This window comes from Streptomyces sp. NPDC034085 (assembly GCF_055575555.1).
Window position 1 is genome coordinate 57814 of record NZ_JBVISL010000012.1, and the last position, 21090, is coordinate 78903.

19 protein-coding genes and 2 pseudogenes are annotated in these 21090 nt (G+C 71.5%); 10 read left to right on the forward strand and 11 right to left on the reverse strand.

Translation table 11 applies throughout. The features are described from left to right. Positions 1-173 precede the first annotated feature (173 nt). Both ACZ501_RS30440 and ACZ501_RS30445 read right to left on the reverse strand, forming a co-directional pair. On the reverse strand, positions 174-1268 hold the full coding sequence (locus ACZ501_RS30440) for a serine hydrolase domain-containing protein (protein ID WP_468799916.1): 1095 nt from the start codon (positions 1266-1268) through the stop codon (positions 174-176). Positions 1269-1483: 215 nt separating this feature from the next. Beyond that, the gene (locus ACZ501_RS30445; protein WP_468799745.1) at positions 1484-2380 is read right to left on the reverse strand and encodes an alpha/beta hydrolase; all 897 of its coding nucleotides are present in this window, start codon (positions 2378-2380) and stop codon (positions 1484-1486) included. A gap of 107 nt (positions 2381-2487) precedes the next feature. On the opposite strand from ACZ501_RS30445, the gene ACZ501_RS30450 reads away from it, so the two are divergent. The 3 genes from ACZ501_RS30450 (at position 2488) to ACZ501_RS30460 (ending at position 4726) form a co-directional block, all read left to right on the forward strand. Further along, on the forward strand, positions 2488-3522 hold the full coding sequence (locus tag ACZ501_RS30450) for a helix-turn-helix domain-containing protein (protein WP_468799747.1): 1035 nt from the start codon (positions 2488-2490) through the stop codon (positions 3520-3522). A 156-nt stretch (positions 3523-3678) separates the two neighbouring features. After that, a complete protein-coding gene (locus ACZ501_RS30455) occupies positions 3679-3933 on the forward strand; it encodes a DUF6332 family protein (protein ID WP_361601548.1) in 255 nt (84 codons plus the stop codon). Positions 3934-4147: 214 nt separating this feature from the next. Next, entirely contained in the window at positions 4148-4726 is a 579-nt protein-coding gene (locus tag ACZ501_RS30460; RefSeq protein ID WP_468799749.1) for a suppressor of fused domain protein, read from the forward strand. 193 nt (positions 4727-4919) lie between these two features. On the opposite strand, the gene ACZ501_RS30465 is transcribed toward ACZ501_RS30460, so the two are convergent. Continuing rightward, entirely contained in the window at positions 4920-5780 is an 861-nt protein-coding gene (locus ACZ501_RS30465; RefSeq protein ID WP_468799751.1) for an alpha/beta fold hydrolase, read from the reverse strand. A gap of 255 nt (positions 5781-6035) precedes the next feature. Between ACZ501_RS30465 and ACZ501_RS30470 the strand changes: the two genes are divergently transcribed. Next, entirely contained in the window at positions 6036-7412 is a 1377-nt protein-coding gene (locus tag ACZ501_RS30470; RefSeq protein WP_468799753.1) for a M1 family metallopeptidase, read from the forward strand. Between the two features lie 154 nt (positions 7413-7566). Beyond that, a complete protein-coding gene (locus tag ACZ501_RS30475) occupies positions 7567-8064 on the forward strand; it encodes a hypothetical protein (RefSeq protein WP_468799755.1) in 498 nt (165 codons plus the stop codon). Positions 8065-8094: 30 nt separating this feature from the next. Here ACZ501_RS30475 and ACZ501_RS30480 read toward each other — a convergent pair. From ACZ501_RS30480 to ACZ501_RS30490, 3 genes and pseudogenes are all read right to left on the reverse strand, one after another. Beyond that, a pseudogene (locus ACZ501_RS30480) lies at positions 8095-8439 on the reverse strand (ISL3 family transposase); the annotation flags it as partial. Continuing rightward, on the reverse strand, positions 8433-9188 hold the full coding sequence (locus ACZ501_RS30485) for a transposase (protein ID WP_468799757.1): 756 nt from the start codon (positions 9186-9188) through the stop codon (positions 8433-8435). The gene ACZ501_RS30485 and the pseudogene ACZ501_RS30480, both read right to left, overlap by 7 nt. Next, the gene (locus tag ACZ501_RS30490; RefSeq protein ID WP_468799759.1) at positions 9103-9666 is read right to left on the reverse strand and encodes a transposase family protein; all 564 of its coding nucleotides are present in this window, start codon (positions 9664-9666) and stop codon (positions 9103-9105) included. Before ACZ501_RS30490 ends, ACZ501_RS30485 begins: the two co-directional genes overlap by 86 nt. A 283-nt stretch (positions 9667-9949) precedes the next feature. Here ACZ501_RS30490 and ACZ501_RS30495 point away from each other — a divergent pair, with 283 nt between their 5' ends. Both ACZ501_RS30495 and ACZ501_RS30500 read left to right on the forward strand, forming a co-directional pair. Continuing rightward, complete coding sequence (locus tag ACZ501_RS30495) at positions 9950-10195, forward strand: hypothetical protein (RefSeq protein WP_468799934.1); 246 nt, start codon at positions 9950-9952, stop codon at positions 10193-10195. A 304-nt stretch (positions 10196-10499) separates the two neighbouring features. After that, positions 10500-11099 (forward strand): annotated as a pseudogene (locus ACZ501_RS30500) (transposase family protein); the annotation flags it as partial. 54 nt (positions 11100-11153) lie between these two features. Here the strand turns inward: ACZ501_RS30500 and ACZ501_RS30505 are convergent. From ACZ501_RS30505 to ligA, 4 genes are all read right to left on the reverse strand, one after another. Then, on the reverse strand, positions 11154-11699 hold the full coding sequence (locus ACZ501_RS30505) for an MOSC domain-containing protein (protein ID WP_468799761.1): 546 nt from the start codon (positions 11697-11699) through the stop codon (positions 11154-11156). A gap of 166 nt (positions 11700-11865) precedes the next feature. Then, positions 11866-12282, reverse strand: coding sequence for a hypothetical protein (locus ACZ501_RS30510; protein WP_468799763.1), 417 nt, complete (start codon positions 12280-12282; stop codon positions 11866-11868). A 413-nt stretch (positions 12283-12695) separates the two neighbouring features. Beyond that, positions 12696-12992 (reverse strand): hypothetical protein, encoded by a 297-nt coding sequence (locus ACZ501_RS30515; RefSeq protein ID WP_361601584.1) that lies wholly within the window; start codon positions 12990-12992, stop codon positions 12696-12698. 269 nt (positions 12993-13261) lie between these two features. After that, complete coding sequence (ligA, locus tag ACZ501_RS30520) at positions 13262-15313, reverse strand: NAD-dependent DNA ligase LigA (RefSeq protein WP_468799918.1); 2052 nt, start codon at positions 15311-15313, stop codon at positions 13262-13264. A 170-nt stretch (positions 15314-15483) separates the two neighbouring features. Between ligA and ACZ501_RS30525 the strand changes: the two genes are divergently transcribed. Beyond that, on the forward strand, positions 15484-17967 hold the full coding sequence (locus ACZ501_RS30525) for an MDR family MFS transporter (protein WP_361601587.1): 2484 nt from the start codon (positions 15484-15486) through the stop codon (positions 17965-17967). Positions 17968-18080: 113 nt separating this feature from the next. After that, positions 18081-18371, forward strand: a complete 291-nt coding sequence (locus ACZ501_RS30530) for a hypothetical protein (RefSeq protein WP_361601590.1) — start codon at positions 18081-18083, stop codon at positions 18369-18371. Positions 18372-18440: 69 nt separating this feature from the next. Here ACZ501_RS30530 and ACZ501_RS30535 read toward each other — a convergent pair whose 3' ends face one another. Next, positions 18441-19262 (reverse strand): ATP-grasp domain-containing protein, encoded by an 822-nt coding sequence (locus ACZ501_RS30535; protein ID WP_468799765.1) that lies wholly within the window; start codon positions 19260-19262, stop codon positions 18441-18443. 607 nt (positions 19263-19869) lie between these two features. On the opposite strand from ACZ501_RS30535, the gene ACZ501_RS30540 reads away from it, so the two are divergent. Beyond that, a complete protein-coding gene (locus tag ACZ501_RS30540; protein ID WP_468799767.1) occupies positions 19870-21057 on the forward strand; it encodes an MFS transporter in 1188 nt (395 codons plus the stop codon). Positions 21058-21090: the final 33 nt, after the last annotated feature.

The following is a 21090-nucleotide window of genomic DNA, read 5'->3' on the forward strand; positions in this document are numbered from 1 at the left end:
CCGGTAGCCGCCTGCGGGTCCTCGTCAGCAGCTGGATTGGGACGGGGACGGCCCGGTCGCCGGGCTCGTCCCCGTCCTCCAAGAGGGTCAGGCGGCGCCCTGGTGCCGGTCACCCGGGACCGGCGGCTGCGCTCAGCCTTCCGGGGCCGGCGCCTTGTATGCGCCCCGGACGGCTACGGCCGGGCGGCCTTACCGTCGCCGCACATCGCCTGCCCGAACAGCGTCTGCAGCGCTTCGTCGATGGGGTGGTGCTGGGCGTTCCCCGCGGGGTCCGGTTTGGCCCACCTCTGGAGGTTGACCGCGACGGACATCTGGCGCTTGCCGTCGGCCCGGGTCATGGAAATCGTTCCGGCTCCCCATACCGTGCCGTCGTGGCCCCAGAAGGTGCCGCAGCCCTGGATGTCGAGCTTGTGCAGGCCGAGGCCGTACTGGATCGTCGATCCGTCCAGGGCGATGACCGGGACGGTGCGCTGCATCTGCTCCAGCGACGACCGGTTGACGATCCTCCCGCCGAGCAGCTTGGCGTAGAAGACGTTGAGATCGTCCATGGTCGACACGAGGGCGGCCCCTGTCCCGGTCCAGGACATGTTGTAGACGCTGTAGTCGCGCGGCGGATCGAGCAGGCCGTACGCGGCCTCGTACATCCGGGAGTGCGGTCCCTTGATGCGCGTCCCGGTCGGAAACGCGGTGTGCCGCAGGCCGGCGCGCTCGATGACGTTCCGGGTGATGTACTCCTCGGCCGGGGTACCGGTCACCTGCTCCAAGAGCTGGCCGAGGAGAAGGTAGTTGGTGTTGGAGTACACCCCCACGGGACCTCCGGGCTCGCCCGCGGGAGGCGCGTTGAGCCCCAGCGCGATCAGCTCGGCCGGGCGGAACTGCCTGAAGCGGTTGTCGTCCAGGCTCTCGGGCGAGGGTGTCTGCAGGGACGGGAACGCGTAGCGGATGTAATCGGGGATGCCGCTGGTGTTGTTGAGCAGCATGCGCACCGTGATCTTCCTGCCGCGCTCTCCCGGCACCAGCTGCGGCAGGTAGTCGCCGATCGGCGCATCGAGCCGGATCCTGCCCTGCTCGACCTGCTGCATGACCGCGGCGGCGGTGAAGGTCTTGGTGATGCTGCCGACGCGCTGCCGCATGTCGGGCGTGACAGGGCGCCGGGTCGTGAGATCGGCGACCCCGGAAGCCCCGCGCCATGTCCGGCCGCCGTCGCGGACCTCGGCGTACACCCCCGGGATCCCGGCGCGGTGGACACCGTCCAGGGAGGTCTGCAGCTCCGCGGGCCGGAACGGGGCCGACGGGCTCGTGCTGCCGGCCGCCACCGCGTTCGTCCCGTCGGGCGGGGGAGCCGCCGCCACCGTGCCCGCGCAGACGCCGAGCGCGGCCACACTTCCACAAACCGCCAGTCGGATCTTCAAGACAGCCGTCCTTTCGTGATCATTGAGTACGGGCGACGGGGACGCTCCCCGTGCCTTGGGACGCGCCCGGCTCACTCGGCCAGAGCGCGGCGCAGAGCGGCACCCAGTTCGGCGTTCTGGCGCTGCGAGACGTCGGCGAACAGGAGGGCCTGCGATCCGTGGAAGGTGCCGGCCCACTGGTGGAGCTCGACCGGCACGCCCGCTTGCATCAGGCGCAGCGCGTAGGCGATGCCCTCGTCGCGGTTCGGGCAGAACTCCGCTGTGGCGATGTAGGCGGGAGGCAGCCCGGACAGATCGACGGCCCGCGCGGGGGCGGCGTACGGTGTGGCGGGCCGGGAGCCCAGGTAGTGCCGCCACGCCGCGGCGAGCTTGTCGCGGTCGAACCAGGGCGTGTCGGTGAAGTTCCGCGCCGACCACGTCTCCTGCCGGTCATCCAGCCCCGGCTGGTTGAGCAGTTGGAAGCGGATCGCCGGTCCCTGCTCGTCACGCGCCCGCAGCGCCACCGCGGCCGCGATGTTCGCGCCGGCGCTGTGGCCGCCGACCGCGATCCGTGATGGGTCGATGCCGAGTTCGTCCGCGTGCTCGGCCGTCCAGGCCAGGACGGCGTAGGCGTCGTCGAAGGCGGCCGGGAACGGGTGCTCGGGCGCCAGGCGGTAGCCCACCGAGATCACCACCGCCCCGGAAAGGGAGGCGACCCGGGCGGCCCACGGGTGCTCGGTGTCCAGGTCACCGAAGACTCCGCCGCCGCCGTGCAACCAGACGATGGCGCCCTGCGCCGGGTGCGGGCGGTAGACCCGGACCGGCACGTCCGTACCGGCGGGCACCGTACGGTCCTCGATCTCCATGTCCGAGGTGTCCGGGGCGGGAGTGGCAGCCGCACGCTCGGCGAATTCCTTCCGCGCGGTGACCGGGTCGTTCATGTCGAGCTGCGGGAGGAACGGGATGAATGCTTCGAGTTCGGGATCCATGACGACCATCCTCACGGCCGTCCCCCGGGGACTCATCCGCCATCCGTCGCGCATCCCATCCCCGTCGCGCGCCGATCGGCGCACCCCCGTCCCCCTATCCTTCTGCCATGGAGGCACTGGCCGTTCGGCTGTCGGGACTGGATCCGTACGTCGACGGGGCGATACGCATCGTCGCGTTCTACGACACGCTCATGCGCCGGCGGGTGGATCTCCCCGCGCTCGCCCGGGCGTCGGCGGGCCTGGCCGAATGCGTGGCCGGATTGCGACTCCACGGCACGGGACGGACCACCCGCGTCTCGCCCGACGGCAGGCAGGCGTCCGCCCCGTCGGCACCCGCGTCCACCACGGCGCCGATCACACTCGACGAGGAGGAGATCGGCAGCGTGTGGCTGGAGCGCCCCGGCCCGCCCAATCCGCTCGACGAAGTGCTCCTCGACAGGCTGGCCATCGCCGCGGCGGCCGTCGCCGAGCGGTACGGCCCGGCCCGCACGACCATGGCCGACCCCGCCCTCGTCGAACTGGCGATCAGCTCGGACGGCGACGAGGCGGCCAGAGCCCGGGCCCTGCGGCTCCTGGGTTTCGCCGCCGAACTGCCCCTCCACGTCGTCGCCGTACGCTCGCAGCTCCCGCTCGACCGGATCGGCGGCATGATCTGCCCGGACCGCCCGGTGAAGGCGGCGCCGCTCGCCGACGTCGGCGTCATCCTGGCCGCCACCGCCGACCCGGCCCGGTTCCCGGCAGGCGTACGCGCCGGCATCGGCGCCGCCGGCAGCCCCGACCGTTCTTGGCGCGAGGCACGCACCGCCCTGCGTTTCACGACCCCGCGCGAACCCGTCGTCCGCCACGCCGACCTGGGCGCGCTGGCGCTCCTGGCCGAGGTGCCCCAGGACACCGCGCGGGAGAACGCCGACGTGGCCGCGATCGCACGCATCGCCGGCAACCCGGAGGATCTGGGGACGCTGGACACGTACTGCGCCACCGGCTCCCTCCGCCGGGCCGCCGACCTCCTTCACCTGCACCACAGCAGCGTCGCCCGCCGCCTCGAACAGATCGCGAAGACCCTGGACATCGAACTCACCGCACCGACGGGGCTGACCCGGGCCAGGATCGCGCTCACCGCATGGCGGCTCCTGGACGGCTGAGGAGGCCGTACGTCCGCGGCCGGGCACTGCGGATCTCGTCCGGCACATGGCCGTCGGCCCCGATTCGTGGACTCCCGTGCTGGGGCGTCGCACATTCCTCGCGGGGGTTGGTTCAGATGAGGGTCCGCGGACTGGGCGTCATGTGAAACTTGCAGCATGGGCCAGGGGCGAGAGTCGCGGTGGGAGAAGGACGCGATGACGGTCGAGATCGTGTTCGCCCTGGTGACGGCTGCTGTCTTGGCGGCGGCCGTGTTCGGCGTGCTGTTGGTGCCGGCACTGGTCGTCGGTGTCTCCGAGCCTGCGGGGAAAGGCCTGCTCGTGGTGGGGACCGTGCTGGCTGTCGTTGCCGCGGTGTGGCGTGTGGTGCGGGTGCTGCTCCGGTTCGATGCCCGCCGACGGCAGGGGCGTTGACGCAGGGGCAGCGTCGTGGCGCATGCTCCGCCGGCTCGACGTGCGGTCGGCCATTCGGGCCCGTTCGATGGTGGGCTGTGGCAGGTGTGCAGCCTCGGCCTTGGGACCGGTAGGCCCACATGCCGAGGTGTCGCGTATACACGGCTGATGCCCACGAGTCCTCACGCTGGGTGCGTGATCGGGCCGGTTGTTCGTGGTCTGGCATGATCGCGCGGTGAGTGATGCGAGGCTGCTGGCCGCGGAGGCCGTTGAGTCACATGTTCGGGCCTTCTTCGAGGGGCATTTGGTGGAGGTCGTCGTCTGCGACCTCGGGTCGGGGCGGCGCGAGGTTGTGCCCGACTTGCGGGTTCTCGTTGTGGGCCCCGGTCCGCGCAGCGACAGTTGGGGCTACGTGACCGCAGGGTGCTGGGCCGCGATGGAGAAGGACGGCCGTGGGCTTGAGTTCGTCATGACCGCCCACGTCCGCGACCAGCGGTTCATCGACCTCATGGCCATGATCGCCTACTACCACTGCGGAGGGCATCAGCTCGATCTGGAACACAGCATGCCGATCGGTGAACCATGGGTGCCGGGCTCGACCTGCGACCACCTGCTGATCAGCCTGCCCTATCTCCACGGCCCGGACCTTGAGCACTGTCCGCTGCCCGGGGGACACGCCCGCATCCTGTGGACTCTGCCCGTGACGGCCGCCGAAATCGAGTTCCGCAGGCGCGAGGGCCATGAGGCGTTGGAGCAACTCTTCGACGACGCGGAGATCATTCCCACTGATCCTTTCCGGGCGTCGGTGGTGTGAGGCGTTGGCCGAACCGTTCCCGTCGGTCAAGGCGGGTGATCACCGGGGCGGCGACCACGGCTTCGGTCGCATGGTCGGCGTGGAAGCAAGTGCCGCGGTCAGCCTGGCACCGACCATGAAGTTCTCGGGCACTTCCTCGGCTGGGCTGGACACCTGCGTTCCGGTGGTGGAGACGGGTGGGCTCAAGGCAGAGTCAGTCGAGGAAGAAGTCACCCAAGGCGGCGGAGAGCGGGCCAGGGGCTTCCTCGGCAACATGGTGGCCGGCGTCGATGCCGTGACCCCGGACGTCGTCAGCCCAGTTGCGCCAGATGGTGCGCGGGTCGCCGTACAGGTCTTCCAGGTCGTCCCGTAGCGACCACAGGACCAGGACGGGGCAGTCGATCCGGGCGCCCCGGGCTCGGTCCGCTTCCTCGTGTCGGCGGTCCACGGTGAGCCCGGCGCGGTAGTCCTCCAGCATGGCGCGGACGACGTCCGGATTCCTGGTCGCGGCCCGCCACTCGTCGTAATTCTCCTGCCCCATGGCTTCGGGGGTGCCGCGGTACCAGGCGTCGGGATCGGCGTTGATGACGCGCTCGGGAGTCTGTGGCTGGGCGAAGAAGAACCAGTGCCACCACGCGGTGGCGAACCTCGTATCTGCGCGGGCCAGGTGCTCGCTCAGAGGCAGGCCGTCCACAAACGTCACCCTGGTCACCACCGAGGTGTGGTCCAGCACCAGGCGGAGCGCCACGGCGACCCCACGGTCGTGCCCGACGAGCCCGAAGCGCCGGTGCCCCAGCGTCCGCATGACCTCCACCATGTCCCGGGCCACGGCACGCTTGGAGTGCGGGACATGATCAGGAGCAGGCGCCGGGCCACGAGAGCGGCCGTAACCGCGCAGGTCGGGGCAGACGACGGTGAAGCCGCGTCGTACCAGGAGGGGCGCGACCCGGTGCCACGTCGCCGACGTGCGCGGGTGGCCGTGCAACAACAGGAGAGGCGGCCCCTCCCCCCCGTACCGAACGAAGACGGACGCATCCCCCGTGCACACCGTCCTGGTCACGAACCCCTCGAACACGCGACGCCCCTCCCGGCTCCGGCCCAGTCCGTCCGCACAGCCCCGCCACTCCGCCTGCCCCTGAAGAGCCCTGGCACTCATCCGTACCGCCGAGAAGCCGAGGCCCCCGTGTTGGGCGGCGAAGCCAGGGCTCTGACCGCCCCTCCGTCGGCGTACCGATGCGGTCGAACGTTCTGTGCTGCCGGGGCGGGGTTGGGGTGGTGCGGGCGGCGGAATGTGTGCGTCCGGGGGGAGGGGGGTTCTAGCGTGCTTGGCATGAACTCGTTCAGGTGGATGCCGTTGCTCGCGCTCGTGGGCGTTCTGCTGTTCGTGCCGCAGGCCGCCGTGGCCCAGGGCGACCCGACCCCCGTGGGGGCGGCGACACCGGACCGCCCCTCGTACGACGTGTCGCTGCGCGCCGATGGCGACGGGTCGCGCTGGACCGGCCGACAGACGGTGTCGTTCCGCAACTCCGCCCGTACGCCGCTGCGTTCGGTCGACGTACGGCTGTGGGGCAACGGCGCCGACGGCTGCGGTGCCCCCGGCCGGCCGGCCGCGGTGCGCGTGGGCAGGGTCACCGGAGGGGCCCCGCGGCCGCTCGCTGTCGGGTGCACCGCGCTACCGATCGACCTGCCCGCTCCGCTGCCGTCCGGGGCGCGTGCGAGCGTCTCCTTCGACGTCGAGATCACCGTCCCGGACCGCGTCCACCGCTTCGGCAGGGACGGCGCGCACCGCTACCTCGGCAACGCGCTGCCGCTGCTGTCCGTACGCGACGCCCAGGGCCGCCACCTCGACCCGGACGTCGGCTTCGGCGAGAGCTTCCACACCCTGGCCGGTGACTTCCGGGTCACGCTCGACCACCCCAGCGCGCTCGTCGTCCCCGCGACGGGCACCACCACCCGGCGCCCGGGCGCACCCGGCCGTACGGTCAGCGTCAGCGTGGCGCGCGGGGTGCGGGACTTCGCATGGGCTGCGGGCCCCTTCCGGTCGCAGACGGTGACGACGCCCGGCGGCATCCGGCTGAACGCGTACTGGACCGCCACCACCTCCCCCGAGGGGGTCTCCGCCGGTCTGAGGGACGCCGCCGGCGCGGTGGACGAGTTCGGCAGGCGGTTCGGCCGCTACCCGTACGGCGAGCTCGACCTCGTCATGAGCGACACCCTCGACGACTTCGGCAGCATGGAGTTCCCCGGCCTCGTCCTGCTGTGGACCGAACCGGACGGGTCGGCCGTCGTCCACGAGGTCGCCCACCAGTGGTTCTACGGGATCGTCGGCAACGACCAGTTCGCGTCGCCCTGGCTGGACGAGTCCTTCGCCCAGTACGCCAACCAGCTGTACCACCGGGAGGACACCACCACCTGCTGGGAGGACCAGGGCGCCTGGCCCAGCGACACGGCCGCCCTCACGCGCTCCCTGGCCTACTACGCGGACGGCCGCCGCTCGGAGTACGTCCGGGTCGTCTACATGCGCGGGGCCTGCGCCCTGCACGACCTCGAACGCGTCCTGGGCGGCACGGCGATGGCGGCCCTGCTGAACGGCTACGTGCGAGACCACTGGCTCGGCGTCGCCACCACCGCGGACTTCAAGCGCGCGGCGCAGGCGGCCGCGGCCGGGGACCTCGGCCCGTTCTGGACGGAGCACAGGATCCTCTGAGCGCGACGCCTACGCGGCCCGCGGGTTCCGGAATGGCTGCGTAGGTGAGAGCGGGTTCTGGTCCAACTTCTGTGGAGCTCTCACGCTCTGTAACCTGCCGGGACTGGATGGCCCTTCGTGACTCGTTGACAGACCTGTTTGGGATCATGCCCACATGGACTTCGACCTCGCCCCACCGACCGGCGTTGGCCCGTTGCGGATCGGTATGACTCGGCACGCGGCCAACACGGCGCTGGACGCGCTCCGCGATCTCTCCGCGGTCTCGGAGTCTGATCGGCCGGGGCAGCACGTCTTCCGTCCCAGCGGACTGATGATCAGCATCCACTGCATGCGAGACATGCTTGAAGCCATCGAGTTGGGAAGGCCGTCGTCCCAGGCGGACCGAGTGTTGTTTCAGGGTGTGGACGTGTTCGCGCTTCCGTCCCGCCAGGTTGTCCAGCGCATGGGCCAGTTCACCTCGATTGAGGAAGATCCTGACGACGATGCGTCATTCATTGCCCCGGACTTGCTGCTGAGCTTCTGGCGTCCGTTCGCGGCCGACGATGAGCCCGAGGAAGAGCAGGGCTACCACTTCAGCTCGGTCCTGCTGGCACGGCCTGGCTACTACGACACCCCTGCTCAGGCTGCGGAGCGACTCCAGCAGAGCTCGTGACGCGCCCGTCAGGACGCCAGCAGGACTCGGTTTCCGCAAGAGGCCGAAGCCAGCCCGGCCGTACATCTGGCGCTTGATCATTTTGATCCGGTTGACGTGGCCTTCGACGACGCCGGAGCTCCACGGCAGTGTGAGGCCGGCGGTGACGGCTACGAGATCGCGTTCGAGGCCGTTGACGAAGGTGTGGAGGCTGGGCAGGTCGTCGGCGCGGACCGCCTTGATCCATTGCGGGAGCTGGTCGCCCTGGAGCTGGGTGAGCATCTTCCCGAACGCGCGGACGTGCCCGGTGAGGGCATCCAGTTCGGGGCAGCCGGCCAGGACGGCTTTGAGCTTCAGGCGCTCGCTCTCCGGCAGGGTATCGGGGTGGGTCAGGATCCAGCTGGTGACCGTGCGTGGGGACGGCGTGCGGGCTGCTGGTGCGGTCGGGCCGTGCGGAACGGCTGGAGGTAGGCGCGGACGGCTCCGTAGCCGCCGGTGTAGCCGTGAGCCTTGATCTCTTCCCAGAGGGTCCAGGCGTTCGTGCAGCCTTTGGCCCATCGCTCGTGCAGGTAGGGCTTGAAGTCGTCGAGCTTGGTCGGGCGGTTCTGCCACTGCCCCTGGAACAGGTCTTCCGGCCTGGCGGCGTCGGCCAGCCGTTGGACGGTTCGGTAGGTCATGCCGAGCTGGCGCTGGATCGAGCGTCGGCTGTGACCGGCAGTCAGCAGCGCGTGGACGGTGGCGTGCTTGGCCCGGGTGCGATCGGCGAAACGGTGCCCGGTCGGCCATGGCGACCCGCTCTCGGCCGGGGCCGGCGCCTTCTCCGGCACCGACTCTACGAAGGTCGCACGTAGGCACGGGCGGTGGCGGGAGACACATCGCTCGGCCGCTTCGCCGAGGTTGCGCCACAGGTGGAGCCGGTCGGCGACCTGGACCGCAGTGGGCGCCCCGACCCTGGCCCCCTCGGCGCAGAACGGAGCACGGTCACGGCAGACGACCTCGATCCCCGGGCGTTCGGCCAGCCAGGCCGCGACAGGGCCCGCCTCACGATCCGGCAGCAGGTCAATCGGCCTGCGAGTCTCGACGTCGACCAGCACAGTCCCGTAGACACGGCCCTTTCGCATCGCGTACTCGTCGACGCCGACCACCCGCGGCGACCTGTGGCTGGGCTTCCGGGAGGGCGTCGACCAGCCGCAGGACCGTATTCCGGCTGATCCTCGCCCCGAAGACGTCGGCCAGCCTGGCACCGGCACGGCCGGCCAATGCGAGGCCGACCTCGGCCAGGACTGACCGCGTGCGTTCGGTCCGCTGGCTGTATCGCCGGGTCAGGCCCGCGACCTGCTCGACGAACGTCCGGCGCCCGCAGGAGACGTCCTCGCACGGGAAGCGCCGGACACGAAGCCGCAGCACCACCCGCCGTCCCGCCACGGGGAGGTCAGCTGGAAACCGCAGGTAGGAGCCGTGCACCCGCCCCGACCAGCTCCCACAACCCGGGCACAGAACCCCAGCCGTCCGGCATCTGACACCGACCCGAATCACCTCGCCATCGTCCTGCACTGACTCCACCCTGATCCCCGGATCCGCCAGGAAGAGCAGCTCTTCCAGCCGGAGTAGTACCTCGCGCACAGCCCAGAACCATCGGCCGGGACGTCGTCGGCACCAGCAGTTTCCAGACGATCTCGCGAGATCTACCAGCAAGATCAACGGTCACAGGGAGTAGGCACACCACAGAAGTTGGACCAGAACCGCAACTCGCTGACAAAGCCACCGGAAGCCCGCGTCCGTTCAGGCAGGCGCCGTTGGGCGTTGAAGCGGGCCGGGTCGTCCATGTTCGGGTAGTGCGGCGCGCCGGGGCCGAGACGGTCCGGCCGCCCGGGAGGCGCCGCATCAGGCGGGCGGCCATCTCGAGGTGATCGGCGGCGTCGAGGGCGCCGTTGACAGCCAGTGCCGGTACGGCGATGCCGGCGGCGCGCCGCCAGGTGTCCACGCCGGGCACCCGGAGGTCGGGCTCGTCATCGGTGTGCTTGGCGAGCATCCCGAAGATCATCTCCCGCAGGCGGCGGACCGGCTCGGGGTCGACCTCGTCGAGTGTGCGGTGCGGGCCGAAGGTCAGGGGCATGCAGGCAGCCACCCAGCCGGCAGGGCGTCCGGCTGAGCGGCCAACGCGCCCCGAGGCTCTGGGAGACCGGCTCACGCGTGCCCGCGCCGCCGACGACGAGCGCGCGGACCACTCGGGGGTGTATCAGCGCAGTATCGACCGCGGTGGCACCGCCCATCGGGACGCCGCCCAGGACGGCCGGCCCGGCCTCGATCGCCCGGAGGAAACCGGCGAGGTCGCTCCGCATCCCCGGCCATCGGCAACAATCACCCGGTGGTATGGGCTGAGGGCGCCGAGCTGTTCCTCCCGCATCCGATGGTCGAGGAACCCTCCGCGCAGGAGGACCAGGGCCGGGCCCGCGTACTACCGCACGAACCACACGATGCACCAGCTCGCGCTGCTCTTCGGGATCTCCCCGGCCGCCGTCCGCCGGGTCATCCAACGGCTGCGTCCGCTGCCGGCGCTCGAGCCGGCCCCCACGGCCGGTGGCCGACACCGGCCGGCTGCGGATCGTGGACGGCACCTTGACCCGGTGCACGATCACACCATTGCTGCCTCGTCATGGAACTACCGGTTCTCCGCGGCCGGTCATCATCGACGCCGCCACCGCCTGGTCGTCACCTCGGCCCGGCCCGGCCCGCGCCGGGCAACAGGGCCGACGCCCATGTCTGGCGCAAGTCCGACCTGCCCGCCAAGGCCGTCGGGATGCCTGCGCATCGCAGACGGCGCCCACTTGGGCACCGGGCTCATCGTGCCGCATGGCAGAAGAGCCGGACGACCTCTCCTGCGCGGGCAGGAGGAAGACAACACCGAACACCGCCGAGTCCGGGCCCGTGGCGAGCACACCTTCGCCCGCATGAAGAACTGGAAGATCCTGCGCGACTGCCGTCAGAGGGGCAACGGCCTCCACCATGTCGTCCGAGACGTCGCCACCATGCACAACCTCGCCCTGACAGGGTGAAAACAGCAGGTCAACCACTCAGACCTGGGCGAGACCAACCGCCTGCCACACCCTTTAGACGCGCTCCAGGGGGCGGTGAGGGGGCGGCGGCAGCTCGACCCGTACGGGATCCTGCGGGCGGACCGGTCCGCCGCGACGGACCACAGCCATGACGCCGGACTTGAAGGTGAACTCGCCCGAGTCCGGGTCCAGGGCGAAGACCTGACCGAGCAGTCCTGCACGGAAGTCGTTGATCTTCGCACAGGGATTGCGCAGCCCCGTCACCTCGACTACCGCCTGCTCCCCGAGGTGGAGCAGCGCCCCGGTGGGGAGGCCCAGCAGGTCCACCCCACGGGTGGTGATGTTCTCGCCGAGCTGGCCCGCGGAGATGTCGAACCCCTTGAGCGCCAGCTCGTCGAAGAGCTCCTCATGCATCAGATGGACCTGGCGCAGGTTGGGAAGATCCGGCTCGTACGTCATGCGGAACTGGTGGCGGATCGTCTCACCCGCATGGACGTCCCCCTCGACCCCGAGCCCGGCAAGCAACGTGACCGACTCCCGGTTGGGCTTGCTGAACGCATACATCTCGTTGCGGCTCACCGCCACGACCCGGCCGGCCATCACTCACCCCACGTGCTCTCGGTCCATGTACTCCAGGTCTGCAACCGGGATGATCCTAGGGCGTACCGCCGGCCGGACCGCGCTACTTCAGCAACGGCGATCACTGTGCACGGGGAATGAAACAAGCGCTCGGATCGTGTGGATGGAGGACAGAACTACTGTCGGCTCAGACCACTCGCGTACAGCCGTTGCGGGTACAGAACTCCTCGGCCAGACGCGCGTTGTTCCCGTCGTACATCGTGATGTAGACCCGCTGGACGCCGCCCGGGACCGCGATCCGCAGTGATCCGCTGAGGGGCTGGTCCGCCCCGCCCGCCTGCGCGTACGGGCTGCAGATGAGACCCGACCTCGCGTCACCGTTCGCCCCGTAGGCGCAGACCCGGCGGTAGCCGCTCGCCGCATGGACGGCGCCGGACACGGTGGCGGTGTACCCGTCGGTGAAGTGGATCGTCCCAGCAGTGGTGCTGTTGCCGTAGGCCATGCCGAAGGGCATGTCCACGTCGTTCACGGCGGCTTGCGCCGGCGCGGCGAAACCGATGGCCGTCATCACGGCCACGCTCATCACCATCAGGGCCTTGCGCATGTCTCTTCCTCTCCGTCGGACGAACCTGGAGCGAACAGAAGCTGCAACAACACTACTCGCGACCGACCTTGAACACGTCACAAAGTGGCCGCGGGCCCCGCCCCCTATCGGGCGGCCCCGTCAGGCGCCTCCTGCTCCAGGTGGAGAGGTGTGATCAGCTGAGCTTCCGCAGCGGTGGGGACGGCGTGCCTCCGCCGGCACGGCCCGCCGCCTCGCCGTCACCGCAGCGGTGATCCGAGACGCGATGACGCCCCTGCGAGCTGATACCCCGACGCGAATTCGTCCTCGCCGAGACGTCCAGGCATTCCCGTCACACCGAAGGCCAGCCCCTTCAGCAGCTGCCCCGGAACTCCTTTGCGATGCTGGTGGACGGCCTGACCGGGGCTGTCCCCCCACAGGAGTGAAGCCGCCCTTCAGCTCATGGCGGCGCTACGGGCGGCGAGGGTCGTGCTCGCGGCGTCGGCGAGCGCGGCGGGGTAGAACAGCGTGGTGACAGCGAAGGTGGCGGCGTCGCTCCACGAGCAGACAGGCCGGTCACCGACGGGATACGTCACGACGCCGCAGGTGAGCCCGCCGCCATGCGGGCCGGCGTCGACGGTGGCGGCGTCGTGTGCCTTCGCCCCGGCGATGAAGTTCGTGAACTCCTGGCTGATGGACATCCGCGCCTTCTCCGCCTTGAGCTGAGGGTTCGCCTCGGTGGTGCGGAGCATGAGGATGAGGATGAGGTCGGCGGTGTCGTCGGCGTTCTGGTCGTAGAAGCCGGCCCACAGTCCTTCGCTTCAGACCCAGCATGTCTTCACGCATCGGAGATGCCCTGGACCTCGAGCTCGATCACCGGCGGCCGTCGATGATCAGGGCAGTAGGTGCGCGCAGCGCACGCCATCCAAGCCGGGGGCGTAGTACCGAGGCATCCCGGCACGCGGTCTACGGCGAAGTGAGTCCGGACAGGCCTGGGCCGGGGGTCGGCGGGCGGTGAGGGCTAGTGGGTGGGGAGGAGGTCGGCTACGAGGGTGGCGAATTCCTCCGGGGCGAGGATGCGGATGCCCAGTTCTTCGGCCTTGGTGCGCTTGGAGCCGGCCTTTTCGCCCGCCACCAGGAGGGTGGTGCGCTTGGACACAGAGGACGATGCCTTTGCGCCGGCCCGCTCGATCAGCTCGTTCATCTCGTTACGGGACAGCGCGGCAAGGGGCCCGGTCATGGAGCCGGTGACGACGACGGCCTGTCCGGCCAGCGGGCCGCCCTCCGCGGCGTCGCCGGCGGTCGCCTCGGACGCGGGCTCGTGCTGCGGTTCGGTGACCTGCGTGCCTACCTGCTGGGCCTGGAGCTTGTCGAGGAGCGGGGCGAGTTCGGCGAGTTCGGCCGCGATGACGCGGGCCTTCTCGGTGCCGATGCCGTCGACCCCGGCCAGGGTGTCGGCGTCGGCGGCCCGGATGGCGGCCATCGAGCCGAAGTACGCGGCGATCCGGCGGGACATCGTGCGCCCGGTGCCGCGGACGCCGAGCGCACAGAACACGCGGTTCAGGGCGGCCTCGCGGGCGGTCTCGATCGCGGCCAGGAGGTTGGTGACGCTGGTCTCGCCCATCCGTTCCAAGCCGAGGAGCTGCTCGCGGGTGAGGGTGAACAGGTCGGCGATGTCGTTGACCAGGCCGGCCTCCACCAGCTGGACGGCGCGCGTGCTGCCGAGGCCTTCGATGTCGAGCTGGTCGCGGCCGGCTGCGTAGATGACCGAGGCCACGGCCTGGCAGCTGCGTCCGCGTACGCACCGCCACCGCTGTTCGGAGGCGTCGATCGCGTCGCCGCAGCGGGGGCACGATTCGGGGAAGAGGATCGGGGTCTCGGCGCCGGTGCGCTGGTCGGCCAGCGGTGCCTCCACGCGGGGGATCACGTCGCCGGCCCGGTACACGAACACCTGGTCGCCGATCATGAGGCCGCGGCGGGTGATGTCGGACGGGTTGTGGAGGGTGGCGTAGGTGACCGTCACCCCGTCGATGACCACGGGCTCCAGGACGGCGCGCGGGGCGATGATCCCGGTCCGGCCGACGTTCCACTCCACCGCCACAAGGCGCGTCACCTTGTGCTCTGCCGCCAGCTTCCGCGCCACCGCCCACCTGGGGGCGCGCGAGCCGTTGCCGGCCTGCCGCTGGTCCTCGGCCGTGTCGGCCTTCACGACGACACCGTCGATCCCGAACGGCAGGTCCGCGCGCAGGCCGGCGATCACGTCGATACGTTCCTGCACCTGCTCCAGGGTCTCGCAGCGCTTCGGGGCTGTAGGCGTGCCGGCTGCCGTGTTCGCGCCGAGCGCGGCCAGCTTCTCCAGCAGGGCGAGGTGGCCGAGGTCGTCGAGGCCGATCGCGCCGTAGGCGAAGAACGTCAACTCGATCCGGTAGAGGCGGTCCTTGGCCCGCAGGGTGCCGGCCGCCCCGCTGCGCGGATGCGCGAAGGGCGTGGCCTCGTGGGCGAGCCGGATCCGGTTGGCCTCCTCGAACTGCGCGGTCGTCAGCAGCACCTCCCCGCGCAACTCGACGTCGACCGGTTCGGTGAGCACCGGCGGCAGTCCGAGGACGGCGTCGGCGGCGTGGGTGATGTCCTCGCCGGCCAGACCGTCGCCGCGGGTGAGGAGCTGAACGAGCCGGCCGCCCCGGTAGCGGGCGGCCACCGCGAGGCCGTCGAGCTTGGGCTCCACACACCACCCGGCAACAGGGCGCCCGAGCCGTCGTTCCAGCCCTGCCGCCCACTCGGCGAGCTCGTCGGCGTCGAAGACGTTGTCGAGGGAGAGCATCGGCACCGAGTGCGGCACGTCGCCCTGCACCGCCCCGCCCGCCACCTTCCCGGTCGGCGACTCGGCCAGCACCTCGTCGGGGTGGGCGTCCTCGTAGGCCGCGATGGCGCGCAGCAGTCCGTCGTACTCGTCGTCGCCGAGCGGGGTCGTCCCGTCGCCGTAGTACGCGGCCGACGCAGCCAAGGCGGTGGTCACGGCCTGCACGTAAGCGGCAGGAGAGAGCAGGGCGCTGTTTTCGGTCATGAAGGTCATCATGCTGCCCAGCACTGACAACGCCGGGGTCCCGCCATGTCGGCCGTTCCCCTTGCTCCGCCGGCGGACCGCGACCGAGGCGGTGACGATGCCCCGATACGTCTCTCCGGCCGCCGCTTTCGTCGCCACCCCGGGCTCACCCCGGCCTGACGGTTGGCATACTTCGCCCCGTGGACCAGTTGATCGCAGCAGACCCGACCCACATCGGCCCGTACCGTCTGATCGCCCGGCTGGGTGAGGGCGGCATGGGCCTGGTCTATCTGGGCCGGTCCGAGGGCGGGCGCACCGTGGCGGTGAAGGTCGTGCAGGCCGAGCACGCCGGGCACCCCGAGTTCCGCAGGCGCTTCGCCCGCGAGGTGGCCGCAGCCCGGCGGGTGGGCGGGGACTGGACGGCAGCGGTGCTCGACGCCGACCCGGCGGCCGCCGTGCCGTGGGTGGCGACGCAGTACATCCCGGGGCCGGACCTGCGCACCGTGGTCGCCGAGGACTTCGGGCCGCTGCCCGAGTACTCGGTGCACACCCTCGCCAACCGGCTCGCCGTCGCCCTGCGGGCCGTGCACGAGGCAGGCCTGATCCACCGTGACCTGAAGCCGTCGAACGTACTCGTCACCGTCGACGGCCCCCGCGTCATCGACTTCGGCATCGCTCGGGCGATGGACAGCCTCACCGGGGACAGCCTGCACACCCGCACCGGCATGCTCATCGGCTCCCCCGGCTTCATGTCTCCGGAGCAGGTCCGCGGCCGCGAACTCACGCCCGCCAGCGACGTCTTCTGCCTCGGTGCCGTCCTCGTGTACGCCTCCACCGGACGGCTCCTGTTCGGCGCCGCCGACTCCGGGCTGAACGCCCACCTCTTCCGGGTGGCCGAGGAGGAACCGGACCTCACCGGCGTTCCGCAGGCGCTGAGCGGCCTCGTACGCGCCTGCCTGGAGAAGGATCCGGCCGCCCGGCCGACGCCCCAGGAGGTCGCCGACCGGACGGCGGTCGAACAGCCCGGGGAGTGGCTGCCGGGCCCGGTACTGGCGCAACTCGGCCGCCGTGCCGCCAAGTTGCTGGACTGGTCCCCCGAGACGCCCACCGCGGCGCCCGGCGCGCAGCCGGATCCCCGCGTCCCCTCCGTACCGCGCCAGCACCAGCCGGTGCCCGCGCCGCCGCCCCCGTACGCGCCCACGGCCCCGGCCGCGGCGCGGTCCGTCCCCGCGCAGGGCTACGGGCCGCCCCCGGCCGCCCTCCCCTACCCGGCCGGCCCGCACCCCAGGCGCTGGTGGGGGCTGGGCGTGATCGCCCTGACGCAGCTGCTGGTCCTCCTCGACGTGGTGGGTTTCAGCGCCGGCCTGCCGACGGTCCAGTCCGATCTCGGCTTCGCCGACGACGCACCGAACCCGGTCACCGCCTACGTACTCGCCTTCGCCGGTCTGCTGCTGTTCGGCGGGTACGTGTGCGACCGCGTGGGCGCCAAGCGGGCCCTGATCATCGGCCTGGCCGGCTTCGCAGCCGTCTCGGTGCTGTGCGGCTCGGCGGGCGACCCCGGCCTGCTGGTCGTGGCGCGTGCCCTGCAGGGCGCGTTCGCCGCCCTGGTGACACCGTCCGGACTGTCCCTGGTGTCCACCGGTTTCACCGACCCGAGGGAACGTTCCCGGGCCTTCGGGATCTACGGGGCGGTCGCGGCCGGCGGCGGAGCGCTCGGAATGCTCGCGGGTGGCTGGCTCGCGGAGCTGGCGTCCTGGCGCGTGTCGCAGTACGCCTCCGTCCCGCTCGCGGCCCTCGCGGTGACCGGCGCGGCCACCCTGCTGCCGGGACGCCCGTCGGACGATGGTGCCCGCTCCGACCGGTTCGGCGTGCTGCTCGGTTCCGGCGGACTCGCTGCCCTGGTCTACGGCATGGACGAGGCGGGGCGGCTCGGCTGGACCACTCCCCTGGCCCTGCGCCTCCTCGCGGCGGGCGTCCTCCTGCTCATCGTGTTCCTGTGGCGGCAGACCAAGACGTCCGGCACTCCGTCGGCCGGGAACCTCAACTGGCACCGCGACCGCCTCGGGTGTGCCCTGGCGATGCTCCTGACCGGCGCCGGGCTCGTGGTGCTGCTCCCCATGCTCACCGTCTACATGCAGTACGTCTTCGGCTACGCCCCGGGCATGACCGGGGTGCTGCTCCTGCCGCTGGCCGCCGCGGCCGTCATCGCCGCCACGCAGGTCTCGGCCCGCCTCCAGGGCCGCACCGCGCCCCGCGTGCTGATCGTGTCCGGACTGGTCACCGCCGCGGCCGGGACGCTGCTCCTCGCCGGTGTCGACCCCGAGAGCGCGTACGGGCCCGACGTGGTGCCCGGCATGCTCCTGACCGGATTCGGCAGCGGTCTGGCCTTCGGGCCGCTCTTCGCCACCGCCACCTCCGGCGTCGCCCTGCGGCACTCCGGCGCGGCCTCGGCGGTCGTTCTCATGGCGCAGCAGGTGGGCGAGTCGATCGGTGGGGCGCTGCTCGTGACCCTCGTCGGCGCTCGTCTGGCCGCTTCGTCGGAAGAGAGCCAGTCCGAGCAGCTGCTGCTCGGCTACACCGACGCCCTCTGGTGGGCCGCCGGCGCTCTGCTGCTGGCGGCGTTGGTGGCCGGCGTGCTGCTCAGGGCCCGGACTCCCAGCGCGGCCGACGCCAGCGCCCGATGACGGTGCAGGGGGGTGTCTCTGTGTCCTCTGGGCGGCATCGACCCACGTTCCGGCATCGCTCGGCGTGCCCGGCCGGGGCCCTGGGGGCGGCTCTTGGCACCTAGAATCCCGGAGTGGAAATCGAACTGTCTGACGTGCTGGACGAACTGCTCGAACTGCAGGAAGCGACCGACGAAGCACAAGCCGAGTTGACCCGCCTGCAGGCGGAACTCGGCGACTCGGCTCAATGGACCGACGAGCAGCACGTCACCTGGCGGGACGCGTGGGAAGACGCGCGCGAGCCCTGGTGGCTGCTGGATACGGCCCTGGACCAGTACGCGGAGGCTCTCGGTCTGAACCGCGACGAGCTGGAGAGCACCGTGCAGAAAGCGGCGGGCCACGTCCCGCAACCGGACGAAGACTGACGGCCCGCCGCCGGTCGAGTCAGCCTCACCTGCGCCTACCCCGTAAGCAGCCCTTGCACCCGAAGTCGGCTACACCGAGGGTGCCGCCCGCTCCTGCAGTCGGCCGCGCTCTCGGTCTGCCCCCCGTTCTTCCACTTCCCCCCTCAGGTACGGCCGGTCCCGGCTCGCGACCGCGGCGATCGGGCCGGCGGCGCGGAGCACCGTGTCGAGGACGCGTTCCGGCTCGGCGGCGTAACAGTGGGCGAACCATGCCATGTTCGCCTCGACCACCGCCCAGCCGCCGGCGGCGAGCCGGCCGATGTCCAGGCACACCGCGCTCGGCAGGCCGGCGGCCGTGGCCTCGAGGACCGTACGGCCGAAGGCGAGACTCCCGGCGTCCAGCGGCGCCGGGTCGAGGCGCCCGCAGACGGCGTAGCGGCTCCCCGTGAGGACGGTGCCGTCGAGGACGAACAGCCGGTACTCCGCGACGAACTCCACGACGCCGCTCACCAGGACCGGCGTGGAGCCATCGAGTCCGCCGGGCAGGCTGGTCCCGTCCTCGTGGACGGCGGCCGGAAGCAGGTCGATCTTCGCCGACGGCGGCTTCACGAAGGCCCGTTCACGCAGCGCACGGGCCTCGGCGAGGGTGGTGAGCCGTACACGGCGCCGCAGGAGGGGGTCCGGTACGCGCGTCAGCCAGTCATCGGCCGGCTCGAGCAGCCCGAGGCCCAACGGGGCGGCAAGGCGTGCGGCCGCACGGGGACCGCCGTACCAGTGCACCCTGCGACCCTCGGCGCTCGCCGCCCGGTCGGTCACCTCGTAGCCGCGCCAGGCCGCCGCGCGGGCGAGGAGTTCGCCCGTGGAGGTCCGGGGTGCCGACAGGAGGAGAACGGGCGGGGTACGGGCTTCCATGCCTGCGAGCCTAACGAACCTCGGCCGGCAACCGAACGGGCGCACGAACGCCCACCCGGTCACCTCTCCCGTCCCGCCGGCCGGGTCTACGGCGAAGGCCCAAGAAGCGGGGGGCGGATCGAGGGAGAGCGGCGACCCGGACGGCACTTGCTTCACGCCGCCGGCTGTCGCCCTCGAGCTCTACCGCCGGTACGGCTGTTGGCCCCGGTTCCTCACAGCCCGCCGGCCGCGGCGGAGTCCGCCGAGGGGGGCTCTCCGCTGGGGACCTTTCGCGAGGGCCTTCCGGCGGTTTCGGAGCCCGAACGGGCTCTGACAGGGCCCTCGTCCCGGAAAATGTGCGGTTTGGGTTCGCTCTCGCCGATCTTTTTGCGGTGATCCGTTGACCGGGGTCGAGGCGTCCGGATAGAAAGATCATGATCAGGACCGCGCCCATGAGTCCGGTCCAACACGGCTCAGCCTCGGGGGATTTCGCTTTGCCGCACACAGATGCACTTCGTCCTGCCCGCGTCCTCGTGGTCGAACCCGCCTCCTCCCGGGGCGCCACCCTGATCGGCGTCGCAGCCGGGATTGGGCTGCCGCCGGGAATGCCCGGCGGCTCGGCGTCCTCATGCTCATCCAGTCGCTGGGGCTCGGGGTGTTCCTGACCGCCAGCGCCGTGTTCTTCACCCAGACCATCGGCAGCCCCGCCCAGCGGGTGGGCCTCGCACTGTCGGTCGCCGGGCTCTGCGGTCTGGTCTGCACCGTGCCCCTCGGCCGGCTCGCGGACCGGGTCGGCGCGAGCCGGGTGCTCACCGTCGACTTCCTGCTCGCGGCCGTCGGCTTCACCGCGTACTGCCTGGTGGACGGCTTCGCCGCGTTCCTCGCGGTCGCCTGCGCCGTCGCGGTCCTGGAGACCTCGGCCGGTGCGCTCCAGGCGTCGCTCACCGACGCGCTGGTGGGCGAGGCGGAGCGGGTCAGGGTGAGCGCGCAGATGCGCAGCCTGTTCAACCTGGGCTTCCTCGGCGGGGCCGCACTGGCCGGAGCCGCCATCGCGGCCGGCACCTCGACCGCCCTGTACGCCACGGTCCTCGCCAACGCCGCCCTCCAGTTGGTCTCCGTCGCCGTACTGCTCGGGATGCAGCTGCCCGCGGGCGCCAGGCCCCGGACCACCGCCGCGGAGGCGCCGGGCGGGGTGCTGCGCAGCGCCGCGCTACGGGACGTGCGCTATGTGGCGGTCGCGCTGGTGTGTGGCGCTCTGGAGCTGTACCACCCGCTGCTGACGGTCGGTCTGCCGCTGTGGATCGTCTCCGGCACCGACGCGCCCGCGCTGCTGGTGTCGGGGCTGATGATCCTGGACACCGTGCTGGTGCTGTTGTTCCAGGTCACGGTGAGCAGGGGCGCGGGTACCCCGGCGGGAGCGGCACGTATGCTGCGCTGGGCGGGGTGGGCACTGGGGGCGTCCTGCCTGGTCTTCGCGGCGAGCGAGGGGCACGGCGCGCTCCTGGACAGTGCGGCCCTGCTGGGCGGCGCGCTGGTGCTCGTCCTCGGCGAGCTGTACCAGGCGTCGGCGAGCTGGGGCCTGTCCTTCGGGCTCGCCCCGGCGGGCCGGCAGGGGGAGTACCAGGCGGTGTTCTCCCTGGGGCGGGGGCTCCAGCAGTTCGCCGGGCCGTGGCTGATGACCTCCCTGGTCGTCGGCGCGGCGGCGACCGGCCGGCTGGTCCTCGCGGCGCTCTTCGCCCTGCTCGGGTTCGCCGCGCCGCCCTTGGTGCGCGGCCTGGAGAAGGCCCGCACCCGGACGGAGCCGGCACCGGCCTGAGCGGGCCGGCCGGCGTCCGTCCGGACCACATGT

What these genes read in the sequence shown, in the direction of transcription:
- ACZ501_RS30445 (WP_468799745.1), bottom strand. Translation starts at nt 2,380, where the DNA reads ATGGATCCCGAACTCGAAGCATTCATCCCGTTCCTCCCGCAGCTCGAC.
- ACZ501_RS30450 (WP_468799747.1), top strand. Translation starts at nt 2,488, where the DNA reads ATGGAGGCACTGGCCGTTCGGCTGTCGGGACTGGATCCGTACGTCGAC.
- ACZ501_RS30455 (WP_361601548.1), top strand. Translation starts at nt 3,679, where the DNA reads ATGGGCCAGGGGCGAGAGTCGCGGTGGGAGAAGGACGCGATGACGGTC.
- ACZ501_RS30470 (WP_468799753.1), top strand. Translation starts at nt 6,036, where the DNA reads ATGAACTCGTTCAGGTGGATGCCGTTGCTCGCGCTCGTGGGCGTTCTG.
- ACZ501_RS30475 (WP_468799755.1), top strand. Translation starts at nt 7,567, where the DNA reads ATGGACTTCGACCTCGCCCCACCGACCGGCGTTGGCCCGTTGCGGATC.
- ACZ501_RS30505 (WP_468799761.1), bottom strand. Translation starts at nt 11,699, where the DNA reads ATGGCCGGCCGGGTCGTGGCGGTGAGCCGCAACGAGATGTATGCGTTC.
- ACZ501_RS30510 (WP_468799763.1), bottom strand. Translation starts at nt 12,282, where the DNA reads ATGCGCAAGGCCCTGATGGTGATGAGCGTGGCCGTGATGACGGCCATC.
- ACZ501_RS30515 (WP_361601584.1), bottom strand. Translation starts at nt 12,992, where the DNA reads ATGCTCCGCACCACCGAGGCGAACCCTCAGCTCAAGGCGGAGAAGGCG.
- ligA (WP_468799918.1), bottom strand. Translation starts at nt 15,313, where the DNA reads ATGACCTTCATGACCGAAAACAGCGCCCTGCTCTCTCCTGCCGCTTAC.
- ACZ501_RS30535 (WP_468799765.1), bottom strand. Translation starts at nt 19,262, where the DNA reads ATGGAAGCCCGTACCCCGCCCGTTCTCCTCCTGTCGGCACCCCGGACC.
- ACZ501_RS30540 (WP_468799767.1), top strand. Translation starts at nt 19,870, where the DNA reads ATGCTCATCCAGTCGCTGGGGCTCGGGGTGTTCCTGACCGCCAGCGCC.